Consider the following 16,484-nt stretch of genomic DNA (forward strand, 5'->3'; position numbering starts at 1 on the left):
TGCTGAGTTAGCTATCCGCGACGACGTTGAGCGCCACGTCGACATTGATCTCGGGGTGCAGATGCACCGCGACCGAATGCGTACCGACCGCCTTGATATGCGACTTGGGCAACCGAATAATGCGCTTGTCGAGATTCGGGCCGCCGGCCTTCTTGATTGCTGCGGCGACATCCCCGGCGGTCACCGAGCCGAACAACTTGCCGGAATCGGCCGCGGTCTTGACCGGCAGCGCGACCGGACCGAGCGCCTCGATCGCCGTCTTGATCTCGTTGGCGTGCCCCAGATCGCGCACAACCTTCGTCTCGCGGGCCCGGCGGATGTCGTCGGCCTGCTTCTGTGCGCCGCGCGAGGCGACGATCGCCAGGCCGCGCGGAAGGAGGAAGTTACGGCCGTAACCGTCCTTGACCTCGACAGTCTCGCCGACGGTACCGAGATGGTCCACGTCGGCCGTCAGAATCAGCTTCATCGTATTCGTACTTTCGGTTGGGTTCGGCGGTTATCGCGCCGACGAAGTGAAGGGCAGCAGGGCCACCTCGCGGGCGTTCTTCACCGCGATCGCAATGTCGCGCTGGTGCTGCACGCAGTTACCGGTGACACGACGCGCCCGGATCTTGCCGCGCTCGCTGATGTACGTGCGCAGCAGGGTGGTGTCCTTGTAGTCGATCGACTGGCCCTTCTTGGAGCAGAAGACGCATTTCCGTGTCTTGATCGGCTTTTCCGGAGCCGGGCGCCGTTTCGTGGACTTGGGCATGTGTTTCTTTCTTTCCGTTTGCTAGTTGTCTTGTGTGTTTTGCCGGTGGTCGACGTCAGAACGGCGGTTCTTCGTCGCCGCCGGCGAACGAGCCCGATGCCGGGGCGCTGCCCCACGGGTCGTCGGCGGGCGCACTGCTGGCCTGTGCCGGGGGCGCCTGGCGGGATCCGCCGCCTCCGCCGCTACCGAAGCCGCCGCCTCCGCCGCCACTGCGGCTGGCTTTGTTTACCTTGGCGGTGGCGTAACGCAGCGAGGGCCCGATCTCATCGACCTCGACCTCGAAGACGGTGCGCTTCTCGCCCTCCCGGGTTTCGAACGAGCGCTGCTTGAGCCGTCCGGTGACGATCACCCGCGACCCGCGGGTGAGGCTCTCGGCGACGTTCTCGGCAGCCTCGCGCCAGATGTTGCACCGCAAGAACAGCGCCTCGCCGTCTTTCCACTCACTGCTCTGCCGGTCAAAGATCCGGGGGGTCGACGCCACGGTGAAATTCGCGACGGCGGCACCCGACGGCGTGAACCGCAGTTCGGGGTCGGCGGTCAGGTTTCCGACGACGGTGATAGTGGTGTCACCAGCCACTGTGTCCTCCTGGATCCATCCTGGCTCTCGCCCGGGGACGGTAAACGGTCATGAGCATGTTCTCGCTGAGCCTACGCATAGGCGCTGACGACGGGCAGCGTGCTCGCTACCCGACTTAGTGCTTGTCGGTGCGCATCACCTTGGTGCGCAACACCGACTCGTTGAGGCTCAGCTGACGGTCGAGCTCGGACACCGTGGCCGGTGCCGCCTTGAGGTCGACGACTACATAGATGCCTTCGGCGTGCTTGGCGATCTCGTAGGCCAGCCGGCGCTTCCCCCAGATGTCCACCTTGTCGACGGATCCGCCGTCTTTACGGACGACGTTGAGGAACGTCTCCAATGACGGGGCAACGGTACGTTCGTCGAGCGTGGGGTCAAGAATGACCATGATTTCGTATGGACGCATGGAAACCTCACCACCTCCTCTGGTCTAAGCGGCCACGGGCGATCCGTGGCAGGAGAGTCGCCTGCGTCGGCAACCGCCCCAGGGTACCGGAACAGGTGCTGAGCGGCGAAATCCATGCGGCTACCGGGTGCCGAATAGCAGTCCCAGTACCCAGCTATTGGCGGGCTCGCCCGTATTCGTCCGCCCGTGCCTTGGTCGCCGCGTCGGCCTTGGCGAGCGAGCCGGAGTCGAATGGCGGCTGCGGGTCGTATTCGATGATCAGCTGAGCGGCCTGCGCGGCCACGCGATCGACCAGGAGCTCGGTCAGCCGCAGGGCCATGTCGATGCCGCTGGACACCCCGGCGGCGGTGATGATGCGCTGCGGCAGGTGCTCGACGACCCGGTCGGGTACGTAGCGCGCGCCCAACTCGTTGAGCAGATCGGCGGCGCGCCAATGCGTGGTCGCGGTGAGCCCGTCGAGCAGTCCCGCGGCGGCCAGCAGCAGCGCACCCGTGCACACCGAGGTGGTGAACGTGGTGGTCGGATGTATCGCCTGCAGCCAGTCGCGGATCGGCTCGTCGTGAATCAACTTGCGGGTTCCGATGCCTCCGGGCACCACCACCACGTCGGGCGCGCTGATTTCGTCGAAACTGGCGTCGCAGGCGACGCCGAGCATGCCGTTCTCCGTGCGGACCTCGCCGCGTTGGTGCCCGACGAACACCACATCGATCGATGGAATGCGTTGCAGCACTTCGTAGGGCCCGACGGCGTCGAGCGCGGTGAAACGCGGGAACAACGGGATAGCGACCAGGGTCATGGTTGTCCTTGTGCGGTAGCCATTTCGGTGTCGGGCGTGGGTACCGGTGCGGCCGGCCGTCGTGACCGGGCCGGACGCAGCCAGTCCGGCAACCAGCCTGGCGGCGCATCGGGGGCGCGGTCGAACGGCCCGCCGGCCGGATCGTCCACCCGGCCGTCCCAACGCACCAAGTCCTCGTCGGGCCGGTAGATCTGGCGGATCACCAACGCGCACAACGCCACGACGGCAATGTCACGCAGCAACACCGTCGTGGTGAAAAACTGCGCCGGCAGCGAGCGATTCGGGTTGCCGTACAGGTAGTACATCCGCGGCACCCACACCAGTGCGTCGATCGTCATCCACGCCAGCAGGACCCGGCGGTGTGGCAATGCCAGCACCGCAAGCGGCACCAACCACAGCGAGAACTGCGGGCTCCACACCTTGTTGGTCAACAGGAACGCGGCGACGACCAGGAACAGAAGCTGTGCCACCCGTGGCCGCTGCGGGGCGGCAAGCGCGATATAAGTGATTGCCGCACAACAGATTACGAATGACACCGCGACAACGGCGTTGAGCACCGTGGGTGGCTCCCAGAAGCCGAGCTTGGGATCGAACCCGGGCCAGCCGGTGAACGACTTGACGACGTTGTACACCGAATCCATGTCGTCGCCACGCCGGGCATTGAGCCGGAAGAACTCCGACCAGCCCCGCGGAAACTTCACCAGCACGGGCAGATTGACCAAAAGCCAGGTCACCGCGACCACGGCGGCGGTGCGTGCCAGCGCGCGATAGCGCCCGGTTCGGATGGCCAGCACCAGCATCGGGCCCAGGAACAGCAAGGGATACATCTTGGCGGCCGCGCCCAGCCCGATCAGCACCCCGGCCAGCACCGGCTTACGTCGCGCCCAGGACAGCAGCCCGGCCATCGCGAATCCCGTTGCCAGCGCATCGAAATTGGTGAAGATCTGAAAGATCAGCAGCGGCGAGCCGGCCACCAGGGCCGCGTCCCAGATCCGGCGGCCGGACAGGCCCGCGGTGGCCCACACGGTCGCCAGCCAGGCCAGCGCCAGCCCGAATGCGGCGATGTCGAAGAACACCACCACCTCGGCGATCACCGGAAGCGGCGCCAGCTTGCTCAGCGTGGTGTAGGTCTTGGCCAGCGCCATCGATGCGTACTGGTACAGCCCGGTCAATACCGGATACTCCATGTAGCGCACCGCGGGCTTGCCGTCGTACGTTGTCTGCGGGGTGCCACTGGAGTCGGTTTCGATCCAGCTCGACTTGTACGGAAACATGCCCTTGTTCAACAACTCCGCGCCGTACAGCGGCACCGTGTCCGAGTAGCACAACTCGTAGTAGGCGCGCTGGTTGTCCCAATTGGCGACGCGCTGATCCCCGGGTCCGGTACCGCTGCTCTGCAGGCACGCCGCCTTCGTCGACCAGCCCAGCGCCATGAACACCAGCGCGATTACAAACATCACCCGCAGCGGCGTCATCAGCCGAGTGCGACCGATCAGCGCGTGCCGGCCCACCGGTCCGCCGATGGCATCGGCGAATGCGGCGCCCAAAGAGTCTGTGCGGCTAGGGCAATCGCGGTTGTCCGCGCTCCGCAGATCCTCGGCCAGCGTCCGCGGTGAAATGGTGGCGCTCTCCTGTGCAGCGCCGGTCACGGTGGCGGTTGCCCGAATGGCGGGGCGGCCGGTTCCGGCGGTGGCGCCTGTCCCGGTGGCGGGGGCGGCGCCCCGGTGATCGTCGTCGGTGGGCCCACCGGGATGGTGATGCCCGGAGCGACTTCGATCGTGGGCTGGATGACGGTCACCTGCGGCGGCGGAGGCGGCGGGGCAGGTACCCCCGCATAGCCACCGATCTCGGCCGGCTTGGGGAAGGTCTCGTTGGGGCTGCCCTTCAGCGCACCGTCCATCGTCGACTTCCAGATATCCGACGGCAGCCCCGAGCCGTAAACCTCTGCGCCCGAAGCGGTTACCAGCGGCACATTGTCCGGGACGGTTCCCACCCACACCGCCGTCGACAGGGACGGGGTGTATCCGACCATCCACGCGTCCTTGTTGGCTTGGGTGTCGCCGAGCTGGACAGTGCCGGTCTTGGACGCCGAGGCCCGGCCACCCGAGAGGGCGTGGCCGCGCGAGTAGGAGGCGATCGGTTGCATCGCCGCGGTGGTGTTGTCGGCGACCGCCTTATCGATGCGTTGGTCGGCGCCCTTGTCCGAGTTGCCGGCGTCGAAAAGCACTTGGCCCTCGGCGTTGACGACCTTTTGCACCAGGTGCGGCGGGTGGTACACACCGGAAGCGGCCAGCGTGGCATACGCCGAGGCCATGTCGACGGGCCGAGTCTGGTACTGGCCCAGCACAATTCCGTTGTTCGGCGGGCCGCCCTTGCCATCTTCGGACAGGGTGTGCGCCACGCCGGGGAAACTCTTGGCGATGCCGGCCTGATGCGCGGCGTCGGCGACGGCCGCCGGACCGTTCTTGAGCTTGAGCATCAGCCGGTAGTAGGCCGTGTTCAGCGACATCTTCAGCGCCTCGGCGATATTGCAGGTGCCGCAATTTTCGCCGTCAACGTTGGTGATCTTGATGCCGTCGACCGTGAGCGGCGAGCTGTCGACCTGGTAGCCCAGCCCGATGCCCTGCTGCAGGGCGGCCACCAACGCGAACACCTTGAACGACGATCCGGTCTGCAGACCGGCCTGAGCGAAGTCGAAGCCGTTGGCGTCCGAGCCTCCGTAATAGGCGCGGATCGCGCCGGTGTGCGGGTCGATGGACACCACGGCCGAGCGCATGTCGGGGTCTTGTCCGTCAAGGTATTTCGAGACGGCCTTCTCCGCGGCCTGCTGGGCCTTCGGGTCGATCGTGGTGGTGACCTGCAGGCCCTGAGTGTTCAGGGTCTGCTCGTCAATGTTGAACAACTCCATCAGCTCTTTGGTGACCTGACGTTCGATCAGGCCATTGGGGCCGGTGGTCTGGTTCTGCGCGCGGGCCTGATCGGGCGGGACGGTCTGGGGAAATTGCTGTGCCGCACGATCGCTCGCCGACAACGCCTTTGTTTCCACCATGCCGTCCAGCACCCAGTTCCACCGGGCCTCGGCGCCCTTGGGATCCACGGCCGGGTCCAGCGAGGACGGCCGGCGGATTAGCGCCGCCAACAGCGCCCCCTCGGAGACGGTCAGCTGGTCGGTGGGCTTGTCGAAGTACGCCTTGGACGCCGCCGAAATCCCGTAGGCGCCCCGCCCGAAGTAGATGATGTTCAGGTAGGCCTGCAGCACTTCGTCTTTGGACCACTCCCCCGACATCTTGGTGGCGATGACCAGTTCCTTGGCCTTACGCAGCAGGCCGGCGAACCCGTGCTGCGCGGAGCCGACGAGCGCGTTCTTCACGTATTGCTGCGTAATCGTCGACCCGCCCTGCAGATCGCCGTTGCCGAAGAGATTGTTCTCCACCGCGCGGGCGAAGCCAGTGAAGTCAAACCCCGGATTCGAGTAGAAGTTGCGGTCCTCGGCCGCGATGACGGCCTGACGCACATGCACCGGCACCTGGCTGATGTTGACGTCGACCCGATTGCCTTCAGGGGGAACGATTTTCGCCATCTCCGAGCCGTCGCTGGCCAGGATGGTCGAAACCTGGTTGGTGCGGATGTTGCCCGGCTTGGGAATGTCGACGATGAAGTACGCCATCGCGAAGGTGACGATCGGCAACAGCACCAGGACCGCGGCGGACAGGTAAGCGCCGCGGCGCACCCACCGCCAGTTGATCTGCTCGACCCAGTTGACCCTTGGCCCGGGAGCCCGGTGACTTGGCCCGTCGGGGCCGCCCGGTCCGCCGGGGCGTCGCGGTGGCGGTGGTGGCGGAGGCCCTTCCGGTGGGCGACCGGACAGCGGGCGGTCTCCCCGCGGCGGGGTGGCCCGGCCGTCGAGGGCGGCCTTCACCTCCTCGAGCGCGTCCCGGGGCTTTGTCGAGGATCCGCCCAACGCGGCCTTGACCTCGTCGATGGGGTCGGACCGCAGCGGAGACCGGTCGTCGACGACCGCCGGCAGGATCGTCGTCTGCCGATCGTCGGGCGGAACCCGGCGACGGGTCCCGGCGTCGGCACGATGCGCCGGTCGATTGGAATCGTCCGGGCGATCGGCGTTGGGTTCCTTGCTCATACGCTCAGTCGCGGACCTGCTCGGGTCATCGGGCGACTGATCGTGGCGCCCTTCGTTATTCAATGGCCGTGCGGGCGCCGTTGCGTGCCGTCCGCGGGCCGCGGGTTCCCTTGGGTGGGCGTTCCGCGCCGAGCACATACGACTTGACTAGGTGATTCCAGCTGCAGGTTCGGCACACCTCGACCACGTGAACCGAGAACTCCGTGAACTTCACCGCCAGCATGACCAGCTCTTCTGCGGTGCGGGCCGAACCCGATACCGCACCCAGGTGATCGCCGAACACCCACGACACCAGAGTGAGCTGCTCCTTTCGGCAGATCGGGCACATCACCTGACTGGTTTTGCCGTGAAACTTCGCGGCGCGCAGCAAATACGGGTTGGCGTCACAGACCTCGGTCACACCCGTGCGGCCCGAGTACACCTCGGCCAGCAGTGAGCGCCGCCGAAGCGCGTAGTCCACCACCTGTCGCTGCAGTCGCACGTTGACCAGAGTACGTCGCCGTCGGCACCGCCGATACGCAACCGAGGCTGTCGGCACCGGTGCGCCGCGGTAACAACAGGTGACTTCTACGATCATCCCCATGGCGAAATGGCTGGGAGCACCACTCGGCGGCGGCGTGACAACCGCGACCCGCGCCAAGGACACGGACCGACAAGAAACCTGTGCGGTGCTCGACAACGCGCTCAGCGACGGAGAGCTGTCCGGCGAGGAACACCGCGAGCGCGTCAGCAAGGCCACCAATGCCGTGACGTTGGGTGACCTGAAGGTCCTGGTGTCGGATCTCCAGGGCAGCACACCGACGCGGCTGCGCGCGGCAAAGTCGAGGGCGGTGCCCGCAGTTCGCGCGCGGGGCATCGCGATCGCCGCGTTGGTGGTGTCGGTGCTGTTCGGCATGGGCCTCGGCTGGGGGCTGTACGGCAACACCAGCTCACCGCTGAACTTCACCAGCGACCCGGGCGCCAAGCCGGACGGTGTCGCGGCCGTGGTGTTGACCCCGCCCAAGCAACTGCAGTCGCTCGGCGGACTCACCGGGCTGCTGGAGCAAGCCCGCAAGAAATTCGGCGACACCGTTGGTTACCGACTGCTCGTCTACCCGACCTATGCCAGCATCTATCGCCCGGACCCGGCCGACGATCGCCGGGTGCTGGACTACGACTACCGCGGCGGCTGGGACGACCCGACGGTCTCCCCGAAGACCGACGCCAAGGCCGTCGCCGCCGACCTGGGCAAGTTCGACGTCAAGGCGGCAGTCGGCATCATGCGCGGGGCACCCGAGACGCTGGGCATCAAGCCGTCCGAGGTCAAGTCGACATACCTGATCATCGAACCGGCCAAGGACGTGACCGCCCCGGGAACGCTGACCCTGTCGGTGTACGTATCCAGCGACTACGGCAGCGGTTCGATCGATTTCGCCGGTGACGGCACCACCAAGCGGGTGAGCTACCCCTCCGGCTGAGGCCGGCTCTCTCGCGGCGATTTTCCTGCCGGGGCCGCACACTCAACGCCACGCTCGCCCACGCGACGCGGTCACTGGCGTCCAGGTCGCCGGATCGGTCGAGATTTTGGGTGACTAACGACATGCCAACACTCGGTAGTGTTGTGGCAAATATATCGAGGCGATACTATTACGCGACGCGTCGGCAGGACGTAACCAGTTATGCAAAGGAGGTGACTCGATGCTGGAGCTTGCCATCCTTGGACTCCTGATCGAATCGCCGATGCATGGCTATGAGCTGCGCAAACGGCTGACCGGGCTACTCGGCGCGTTCCGTGCGTTTTCGTACGGTTCGCTCTACCCGGCGCTGCGCCGTATGCAGGCGGACGGGTTGATCGCCGAGAACGCCGCGCCGGCCGGCACTCCGGTTCGGCGGGCCCGTCGGGTCTACGAGCTGACCGAAAAGGGTCGTCTGCGTTTCGGCGAGTTGGTGGCCGATACCGGCCCGCACAACTACACCGACGACGGCTTCGGAGTACACCTGGCGTTCTTCAATCGCACGCCGGCCGAGGCCCGGATGCGGATCCTCGAAGGTCGCCGCCGTCAGGTCGAGGAACGCCGGGAAGGTCTGCGTGACGCCATCGCGCGGGCCAGCAACTCACTCGACCGCTACACGCGCCAGCTGCACCAACTCGGGCTCGAGTCCAGTGAGCGTGAAGTCAAGTGGCTCAACGAGCTCATCGCCGCCGAGCGTGCGGCACCCGGACTCACCGAACAGACGTAGACCCCTCGCACGACCCCCGCCCGGACATCAAGACATAAGTAATTGGAGTAAGGAGAACGCCCTAATGAGTCAGCACAACGCGCCAGACGCGTCGACCGAGGTACGAGTCGCCATTGTCGGCGTCGGTAACTGCGCATCCTCGCTGGTTCAAGGCGTGCAGTACTACTACGACGCCGATCCGAACAGCACCGTCCCCGGCTTGATGCACGTCAAGTTCGGCAAGTACCACGTCCGCGACGTGAAGTTCGTCGCCGCGTTCGACGTGGACGCCAAGAAGGTCGGCTTCGACCTTTCGGAGGCGATCTTCGCGTCGGAGAACAACACCATCAAGATCGCCGACGTGCCGCCGACCAACGTGACGGTGCAGCGCGGCCCGACCCTCGACGGCATCGGCAAGTACTACGCCGAGACCATCGAGATCTCCGACACCGAGGCCGTCGACGTCGTCAAGGCGCTGAAAGACGCCAAGGTCGACGTGATGGTGTCCTACCTGCCGGTGGGCTCCGAGGAGGCCGACAAGTTCTACGCCCAGTGCGCGATCGACGCGGGTGTGGCGTTCGTCAACGCGCTGCCGGTGTTCATCGCCTCCGACCCCGTGTGGGCCAAGAAGTTCACCGACGCCGGTGTCCCGATCGTCGGTGACGACATCAAGAGCCAGGTCGGCGCGACGATCACGCACCGCGTGATGGCCAAGCTGTTCGAGGACCGCGGCGTGCAGTTGGACCGCACCATGCAGCTCAACGTCGGCGGCAACATGGACTTCCTCAACATGCTCGAGCGTGAGCGGCTGGAGTCCAAGAAAATCTCCAAGACGCAGGCCGTGACCTCCAACCTGCAGCGCGAGTTCAAGACCAAGGACGTGCACATCGGCCCGTCCGATCACGTGGGCTGGCTCGACGACCGCAAATGGGCCTATGTACGGCTGGAAGGCCGTGCGTTCGGTGACGTGCCGCTGAACCTGGAGTACAAGCTCGAGGTGTGGGACTCGCCGAACTCGGCGGGCGTCATCATCGACGCAGTGCGGGCGGCCAAGATCGCCAAGGACCGCGGTATCGGCGGTCCGGTCATCCCGGCGTCGGCCTACCTGATGAAGAGCCCGCCGCAGCAGCTGCCCGACGACATCGCGCGCACTCAGCTCGAGCAGTTCATCGCTGCGGACTAGTTCCACCGAGCGCGCCGCCACGCGGCGGGCTGCCGAACCGGATGCACCGGGCAATTCGGTTCACTCATTGAGTGTGCGGTGAGGTCGCGTTTCAACACGAAACTGCGACCTCGCCGCACACTCTTTTTTGTGCGGGCATGCGCTGACGGTTTCGCGTGTGCGCTCACGGTTGAAATATCCCGATTTTGCTGCCCTGGCCGCACACTCGAAACCGGGAATGCACACTCAATGCAAGGCGTGCTGTGCAGTCGCTTAGCATTACGCGGAGCACCCTTCCATCGACGAGTCAGGCCTAGTCACGGATGAAAGTTCAGCCCGCCGCGTTCTTGCGCACGACCCTGCCCCTCGACATGTCCCGCCTCGCGGAGCTCGACGGCGGCCGCTATCACTCGATCTGGCTGCCGGATCACATGGTCAGCTTTTGGCCGGACTCGATCTGGACGCCCGAATTCACCGATCTCGCCACCGCGTCACCGTCGCCGCATCGCCATCTCGACGGCCTATCGGTAGCGGCCGCGGCCGCCGTGCTGACCGAGCGGGTTCCGCTGGTGAGCGCGGTGGTCGACACGGTGCGACGCCACCCCTCGCTGCTCGCCCAGACCGCGCTGACCATCGACCATCTCGCCAAGGGGCGATTCATCCTCGGCCTGGGCAGCGGCGAGAGTGAGAACACGCTGCCGTACGGCTTCGACTTCTCCCGACCGGTCAGCCGTTTCGAGGAAGCGCTGACGGTGATCCGGCTGCTCTGGGACAGCGACGGCCCCGTCGACTTCGAGGGGCAGTTCTACTCGCTGCACCACGCGCGCTTGGACTCCGAGCCGTATCAAGGCCGATTCCCGCAGATCTGGATCGGCGCCAGCGGTCCGCGCATGCTCGACATCGCCGGCCGCCACGCCGACGGATGGTGGCCCGCCGGGGCTTGGACCCCGGAGCACTACGCCGAGATGCTTTCGGCGGTAAGGGCATCCGCCGAGCGTGCCGGCCGCGATCCGCTGGCGATTACGCCGGGCTTCATGCAGATCTGCCTGATCGGCGCGAGTGAAGACGCGTTGGCCGAGATCCTGCAGGCGCCGCTGGTCAAGGCATTCCTGCTGCAGGTGTCGGCAGAGACATTGCGTGGCTTCGGGTTTGAGCACCCGATGGGCCAGAGTTGGCGAGGATTCCAAGACATCGACCCCGCGGTGCTCACCCGCGAACGAATCCAGGCGTTCCTGGCTGCCGTCCAACCCGAGATGCTGCTTGCGGTCGTGCCGCACGGCACACCCCGACAGGTTGCGAAGATCATCAAGACCTACGTGGACGCGGGTTTGCGGGTGCCGAAGATCCTCGACTACGGCGCCATGGCCGGCCTGAACTACGCCGCCACTTCGGCGGCGAATGTGCTTGCGGCAGAAGATGAACTGCTGCAGCTGTGCGGAGATCTGTCGTGAGCGTTCAACTGGACGCAGCCGAGTTGTTGCGTGCCGCCGAGGCCGAAACCGGATTGCACGACTACGGCGACCCCACGTTGCCCGAGCGCTTCGCCGTCGCCGCCGACCATCTGAACAGCCTCGGCATGGACGCCGACGGAACCCGCGAAGCCGCGCAAGTGTGCCGCTGGTTGCTGACATCGCGGCTGGAATTCATCGAGGACCGCAACCGCTACCCGATCGGCAGCGAAGTGATCGAGACGCCGATGTTCGTGACCGGCGAACCGCGTTCGGGGACAACGCTGATGCACGCACTGATGTCCGTCGATCCGCACGCGCGGGCGCTGCGCTTCTGGGAGGTGATGTACCCGTCACCGCCGCCGGGATTGGCCGCACCGGACGACTCCCGCCGCGAACGGGCCGACGCCGACTGGCGCGAGATCAACGCGAAGATGCCCAAATGGCTGCACAGCCACCCCTACAACGACATGCTGGGCAACGGCCTGCCCGAGGACGAACGCACCTGGGCGTTCGACTTCCGGGTCATGACACCGACGGCATGGTGGCGGGTGCCGATGCAGTCACTGGTCGGCGGTCTGGCCACCGATTCGGCCGCGCAGTACCGGCTACACAAGGCCATGCTGCAACAGCTCCAATACAGCCGGCCACGAAAGTACTGGGTGCTGAAAGGTTTTCATGGCTTCCGGCTGCAAGAGATGTTCGCTGCTTACCCCGATGCCAAGCTGGTCTGGCTGCACCGCGACCCGGTACAGGTCGCGGCATCGCGCACCATGATGATGGCCGATATCGCCAAGGGCATGGTCGGTCCGGTCGACCTGCACGCGCTGGCGAAAATGCATCTGGAGTTGACCCGCGCCGGTGTCGCCAACACGATGACCAATCCACTGGTGGACGATCCGAGCATCCTTCATGTCCGCTACACCGATTTCGTCGCCGATCAGGTCGGAACCGTGCAGCGCTACTACCGGTTCTGCGGCCGGGAGGTCACCCCCGAAGCCGAATCCGCGATGCGCGAGTATCTGGCCAACAATCGCGGCGACCGGTACGGCAAGTTCCGCTACTCCACGCAGCTGTTGGTCGACATCGGCGAAAACCTCGACGATTTGCACGAGGAATTCCGGCCATTCCGTGAGCGATTCGGCGTCTCGATCGAGAACCGGGGCTGACGCGATGCCGGCCCACCAGCGCCTGTCCGTGCACAACGTCACGTTCTACGGTGCCGCGCTGGCCGAGCTGGAAGCGTACTGGGCAACGCTGGGCGTATCCCGGTTAAGCATCCTGGACAGCCAGCTGCTCGATCCCGAGTTTCCAAAGCTGCTGCAGCGCAACGCTTATACCGTAGAGGCGGTCTATCACCTGTTCGCCGGCGGCCGGCTGACCTCCGACCCGCAGGCCGCGCGGAATGCGCTGATGCCGGTGATCGACGCCGCGGCCGGCGCCGACGCGCGGATGGTCTACCTGCTCACCGGCGGCCGGGACACCCTCACCTGGCACCAGGCCGCCGACCGGTTCGCCGCGATGATCGCCCCCTGCGTCGCGCACGCCCGGCAGGCCGGTGTGGCGCTGGCCGTCGAGAACGCCTCCAGCCTGTACGCCGACCTGCATCTCGCCCATACCCTGCGCGACACCGTTACGCTGGCCGAGATGAGCGGGCTGGGTGTCTGCATCGACGTGTTTCACAGTTGGGCGGAAGGCGATTTCGAGGAGATGGTGCAGCGCGCCCTGCCGCGGACCGAGCTCATCCAGCTCAGCGACTACGTGCTCGGCGATCGTGCGCTGCCGGGCCGGGCGGTTCCCGGCGACGGCACGATTCCGATCGAGAGATTCGTCGCTCACGCTCTGGCGAATGGCTACTCGCACGGTTTCGACCTGGAACTGATCGGACCCCGAATCGAGCAGGAGGGCCGTCTGGAATCGGCCCGGCGCGCCTGCGCCGTCGTCGGGGCAATGCTCGACAGATTGGTTGTGTGACAATGGCTTTCGGCGATGGCCCGGACGACGCGGCGCTGCGCTCGGCGTGGTCCGAGTTCTGTGGGCAGCTGCAGCGAGCGGGCGAGCAGGTCTTCAAAGACGCCAACGCCGCATCGGGCGCGCAACGGGTGGACGCGTTCCGCTTCCTGACGCAGAACCTGGGCCAGGCTTTCGATCTGTCGCTCGAAACCCGCGACACCGGCTACCCGGTGCTGCACACGTTCTGCGGTCCGACCCGCAAGCTCGGTGGCGACTGCGCCGACTTCACCTACCAACAGGTCTGGATCGACGGGCAGTCGACCTATCGATTGTCCGGAAATCGCGGCACTGCACGTTTTTTCAACGTCACCGTCCAGGGTGCGCGGGTGCCCGGGCCCGGTGTACTGCACGAGCCGTTCGGTGACACCCCGGAGGCCAACCTGTTCGGCGCGCAGATCAGCGTCGGCGACGACGGTGCATTCGAGATCTACATCGGTGGGCCCGAACGCGGGCCCAACTGGCTACCCACCACCGCGCAATCGCGAAAGCTGTTCATCCGCCAGGGTTTCGACCGCTGGGACGAGCTGCCGGCGCAGATGCGGATCGAGCGGGTCGACATGTCCGCAGCCAAACCGCTGCCCAGCCCCGAAATCATGGTCGAGGCGATGCAATGGGCCGGCAACTTCGTCACCGGCCTGATGTCCGACTGGCCGGAGTTTCCGTTCACCTACGGCGGTGTCGACGCCGAGCATCCCAATGCGTTTCCGACCATTCCAGGAGTCGGCGCGACCCACGCGGACAGCAAGCGCGGCCGCGCCGCCGCCAACATGTACTGGGAGCTGGCGCCCGACGAAGCGCTGATCGTCGAATTCGACGCCCACGCCGGGCTCTGGATGTTCACCAACATGGGCGTCTTCTTCAACAGCATGGACTACCTCTACCGCCCGGTGAGCTACACGCCGAGCCGCACCAAAACCGACGGCGACGGGCGCATCCGTCTGGTCATGGCGCATCGTGATCCGAATGTCCACAACTGGCTGGACACCCAGGGCTTCGAGCGCGGGAACCTGACCTACCGTCACATGCTCGACGGCGAACCCGCCGTGCTGGACTCGCACGTCGTCAAACACGACGACATCGCGCGCGTGCTTCCGCCCGACACCGTCATGGTGAGCGCCGCGGAGCGCAACTCAGCGATGTGGGAACGATTCCACGGTATTCGGCGCCGTTACGTCCTCTAGTGTCAAAGGTCGTGACCGAGATCTCCGAAGACGAACTGGCCGGGCTGTCCGAATTCTCGCTGCTGTCCGAGAACGCGGAGCAGGCCGGCGTTGCGGGTCCGCTGCCCGACGTGGAGCGAATCGAAGTTGACACGCCCAACGGCAGAGTCAGCACGCTGCGCTGGGGCGGCGGCACTCCCCCGCGGATCGTCTTTCTGCACGGCGGCGGGCAGAACGCCCACACCTGGGACACCGTCGTCGTCGGCCTCGGTGTGCCGGCGCTGGCCGTGGACCTGCCCGGCCATGGCCATTCGGGCTGGCGCGAAGACGGCGACTACTCACCGCAGCACAACGCCGACGCCGTGGCACCGGTGCTCCGCGACTTCGCACCCAATGCCGATCTCGTGGTTGGCATGTCGTTGGGCGGGCTGACCGGAATCCGGGTCGGTGCGATCGCACCGGAGCTGGTGCGCGAACTCGTCCTCGTCGACGTCACCCCGTCGGCGTTGCATCGCTACGCCGAGCTGACCACCGAGCAACAGGGCACGGTCGCGCTGGTACAGGGCGAACGCGAGTTCCCCAGCTTCCAGGCCATGCTGGACGCGACCGTCGCCGCGGCACCACACCGCGAAGTCAAGGCACTGCGCCGGGGCGTGTTTCATAACTCCCGCCGACTCGAGAACGGCAACTGGGCGTGGCGCTACGACAGCATCCGCAAGATCCCCGACTTCGGTGATCTGTGGAATGACGTCGACGCGTTGACCGCACCCGTCACCCTGGTGCGCGGCGGCTCGTCGCCGTTCGTCACCGACGACGACGCGGCCGAACTCACCAAGCGCGCAACGCATTTCCGACAGGCGCACGTCGTCGAGAACTCCGGGCACTCGGTGCAAAGCGATCAGCCCCGTGTGCTGATCGACCTTTTGAACGGGGTCCTCGGCGCACGCTGAGAGTCTGCGGCTCCTACGGTGGTCTGATGACCCATCCCGTTCGCATCGGCGTACAACTGCAGCCTCAGCACGCCCCCGAATATCGCCCCATCCGCGACGCCGTGCGCCGCTGCGAGGACATCGGGGTCGACGTCGCATTCACCTGGGATCACTTCTTCCCGCTCTACGGCGATCCCGACGGCGCGCATTTCGAATGCTGGACCGTGCTGGCGGCCTGGGCCGAGCAGACATCGCGTATCGAGTTCGGCGCGCTGGTGACATGCAACTCGTATCGCAATCCGGAGCTGCTGGCCGACATGGCGCGCACCGTCGACCACATCTCCGAGGGCCGGTTGATCCTGGGCATCGGATCCGGTTGGAAAGAAAAGGACTACGACGAGTACGGCTACGAATTCGGCACCGCGGGTAGCCGCCTCGACGACCTGGCCGCCGCATTCCCCCGGATCACGTCGCGGCTGACCAAGCTCAATCCCCCACCGACCCGCGACATCCCGATACTGATCGGCGGCAAGGGTCCGCGGAAGACCCTGCGACTGGTTGCCCAGTACGGCGACATCTGGCACGGCTTCACCACCGTCGATACCTACCCGGCCGCCGCGGCCGTGCTGGAAGAACATTGCGCCGCCGTCGGGCGCGACCCGTCCACGATCGAGAGGTCGGCCGGCGTGGAGGACAACAGCGGCGTTCGCCGCGGCGAGGGCGTCGCCGGGTTGATCGCCAACGCCGAGGGCCTTACCGGGCTGGGGGTGACGCTGCTGACGGTCGGCGTCAACGGTCCCGATTACGACCTCACCGCGGCCGAGGCATTGTGCCGCTGGCGCGACAAGGGATAGGCCGTCATTTTGGGTTCGCCTTCAATTCATCCGGCAAACACCTTTTCGAGG

At 66.0% G+C, this 16,484-nt stretch carries 17 protein-coding genes; 9 read left to right on the plus strand and 8 right to left on the minus strand.

The annotated features are described in order from the left end of the window. Window positions 1-7: 7 nt before the first annotated feature. From rplI to LMQ14_RS27790, 8 genes are all read right to left on the minus strand, one after another. On the minus strand, window positions 8-466 hold the full coding sequence (rplI, locus tag LMQ14_RS27755; RefSeq protein WP_267732785.1) for a 50S ribosomal protein L9: 459 nt from the start codon (window positions 464-466) through the stop codon (window positions 8-10). A 30-nt stretch (window positions 467-496) separates the two neighbouring features. Then, a complete protein-coding gene (gene rpsR / locus LMQ14_RS27760) occupies window positions 497-751 on the minus strand; it encodes a 30S ribosomal protein S18 (RefSeq protein ID WP_066819628.1) in 255 nt (84 codons plus the stop codon). A gap of 55 nt (window positions 752-806) precedes the next feature. Continuing rightward, window positions 807-1,328, minus strand: coding sequence for a single-stranded DNA-binding protein (locus LMQ14_RS27765; protein WP_267732786.1), 522 nt, complete (start codon window positions 1,326-1,328; stop codon window positions 807-809). A gap of 115 nt (window positions 1,329-1,443) precedes the next feature. Beyond that, window positions 1,444-1,734: a 30S ribosomal protein S6 gene (gene rpsF, locus LMQ14_RS27770; RefSeq protein WP_085222192.1), complete on the minus strand. Its 291-nt coding sequence runs from the start codon at window positions 1,732-1,734 to the stop codon at window positions 1,444-1,446. A gap of 154 nt (window positions 1,735-1,888) precedes the next feature. Continuing rightward, complete coding sequence (locus tag LMQ14_RS27775) at window positions 1,889-2,530, minus strand: DJ-1/PfpI family protein (RefSeq protein WP_267732787.1); 642 nt, start codon at window positions 2,528-2,530, stop codon at window positions 1,889-1,891. Beyond that, the gene (locus LMQ14_RS27780; protein WP_267732788.1) at window positions 2,527-4,179 is read right to left on the minus strand and encodes a glycosyltransferase family 87 protein; all 1,653 of its coding nucleotides are present in this window, start codon (window positions 4,177-4,179) and stop codon (window positions 2,527-2,529) included. The genes LMQ14_RS27775 and LMQ14_RS27780 overlap by 4 nt, the downstream gene beginning before the upstream one ends. Continuing rightward, window positions 4,176-6,731, minus strand: coding sequence for a transglycosylase domain-containing protein (locus tag LMQ14_RS27785; RefSeq protein WP_420714582.1), 2,556 nt, complete (start codon window positions 6,729-6,731; stop codon window positions 4,176-4,178). Before LMQ14_RS27785 ends, LMQ14_RS27780 begins: the two co-directional genes overlap by 4 nt. After that, on the minus strand, window positions 6,724-7,149 hold the full coding sequence (locus LMQ14_RS27790; RefSeq protein ID WP_267732790.1) for a DUF5318 domain-containing protein: 426 nt from the start codon (window positions 7,147-7,149) through the stop codon (window positions 6,724-6,726). The genes LMQ14_RS27785 and LMQ14_RS27790 overlap by 8 nt, the downstream gene beginning before the upstream one ends. A 100-nt stretch (window positions 7,150-7,249) precedes the next feature. On the opposite strand from LMQ14_RS27790, the gene LMQ14_RS27795 reads away from it, so the two are divergent. The 9 genes from LMQ14_RS27795 (at window position 7,250) to LMQ14_RS27835 (ending at window position 16,433) form a co-directional block, all read left to right on the plus strand. After that, window positions 7,250-8,125 (plus strand): DUF1707 SHOCT-like domain-containing protein, encoded by an 876-nt coding sequence (locus LMQ14_RS27795; protein ID WP_267732791.1) that lies wholly within the window; start codon window positions 7,250-7,252, stop codon window positions 8,123-8,125. A 220-nt stretch (window positions 8,126-8,345) separates the two neighbouring features. Continuing rightward, window positions 8,346-8,888: a PadR family transcriptional regulator gene (locus LMQ14_RS27800; RefSeq protein WP_267732792.1), complete on the plus strand. Its 543-nt coding sequence runs from the start codon at window positions 8,346-8,348 to the stop codon at window positions 8,886-8,888. Window positions 8,889-8,952: 64 nt separating this feature from the next. Continuing rightward, window positions 8,953-10,050 carry an inositol-3-phosphate synthase gene (locus LMQ14_RS27805; RefSeq protein WP_267732793.1) on the plus strand — a complete coding sequence of 366 codons (1,098 nt, stop codon included), beginning with the start codon at window positions 8,953-8,955 and terminating at the stop codon, window positions 10,048-10,050. Window positions 10,051-10,352: 302 nt separating this feature from the next. Next, window positions 10,353-11,480 (plus strand): LLM class flavin-dependent oxidoreductase, encoded by a 1,128-nt coding sequence (locus tag LMQ14_RS27810; RefSeq protein ID WP_267732794.1) that lies wholly within the window; start codon window positions 10,353-10,355, stop codon window positions 11,478-11,480. Then, complete coding sequence (locus LMQ14_RS27815; protein WP_267732795.1) at window positions 11,477-12,646, plus strand: sulfotransferase family protein; 1,170 nt, start codon at window positions 11,477-11,479, stop codon at window positions 12,644-12,646. The genes LMQ14_RS27810 and LMQ14_RS27815 overlap by 4 nt, the downstream gene beginning before the upstream one ends. 4 nt (window positions 12,647-12,650) lie before the next feature. Beyond that, window positions 12,651-13,451 carry a sugar phosphate isomerase/epimerase family protein gene (locus tag LMQ14_RS27820; protein ID WP_267732796.1) on the plus strand — a complete coding sequence of 267 codons (801 nt, stop codon included), beginning with the start codon at window positions 12,651-12,653 and terminating at the stop codon, window positions 13,449-13,451. A 2-nt stretch (window positions 13,452-13,453) separates the two neighbouring features. Next, complete coding sequence (locus tag LMQ14_RS27825; protein ID WP_267732797.1) at window positions 13,454-14,671, plus strand: DUF1214 domain-containing protein; 1,218 nt, start codon at window positions 13,454-13,456, stop codon at window positions 14,669-14,671. Window positions 14,672-14,682: 11 nt separating this feature from the next. Further along, on the plus strand, window positions 14,683-15,600 hold the full coding sequence (locus LMQ14_RS27830; protein ID WP_267732798.1) for an alpha/beta fold hydrolase: 918 nt from the start codon (window positions 14,683-14,685) through the stop codon (window positions 15,598-15,600). A gap of 26 nt (window positions 15,601-15,626) precedes the next feature. Beyond that, window positions 15,627-16,433: an LLM class F420-dependent oxidoreductase gene (locus tag LMQ14_RS27835; protein WP_267732799.1), complete on the plus strand. Its 807-nt coding sequence runs from the start codon at window positions 15,627-15,629 to the stop codon at window positions 16,431-16,433. Window positions 16,434-16,484: the final 51 nt, after the last annotated feature.

This window comes from Mycobacterium sp. Aquia_213, from assembly GCF_026625985.1.
Taxonomy (GTDB): domain Bacteria; phylum Actinomycetota; class Actinomycetes; order Mycobacteriales; family Mycobacteriaceae; genus Mycobacterium.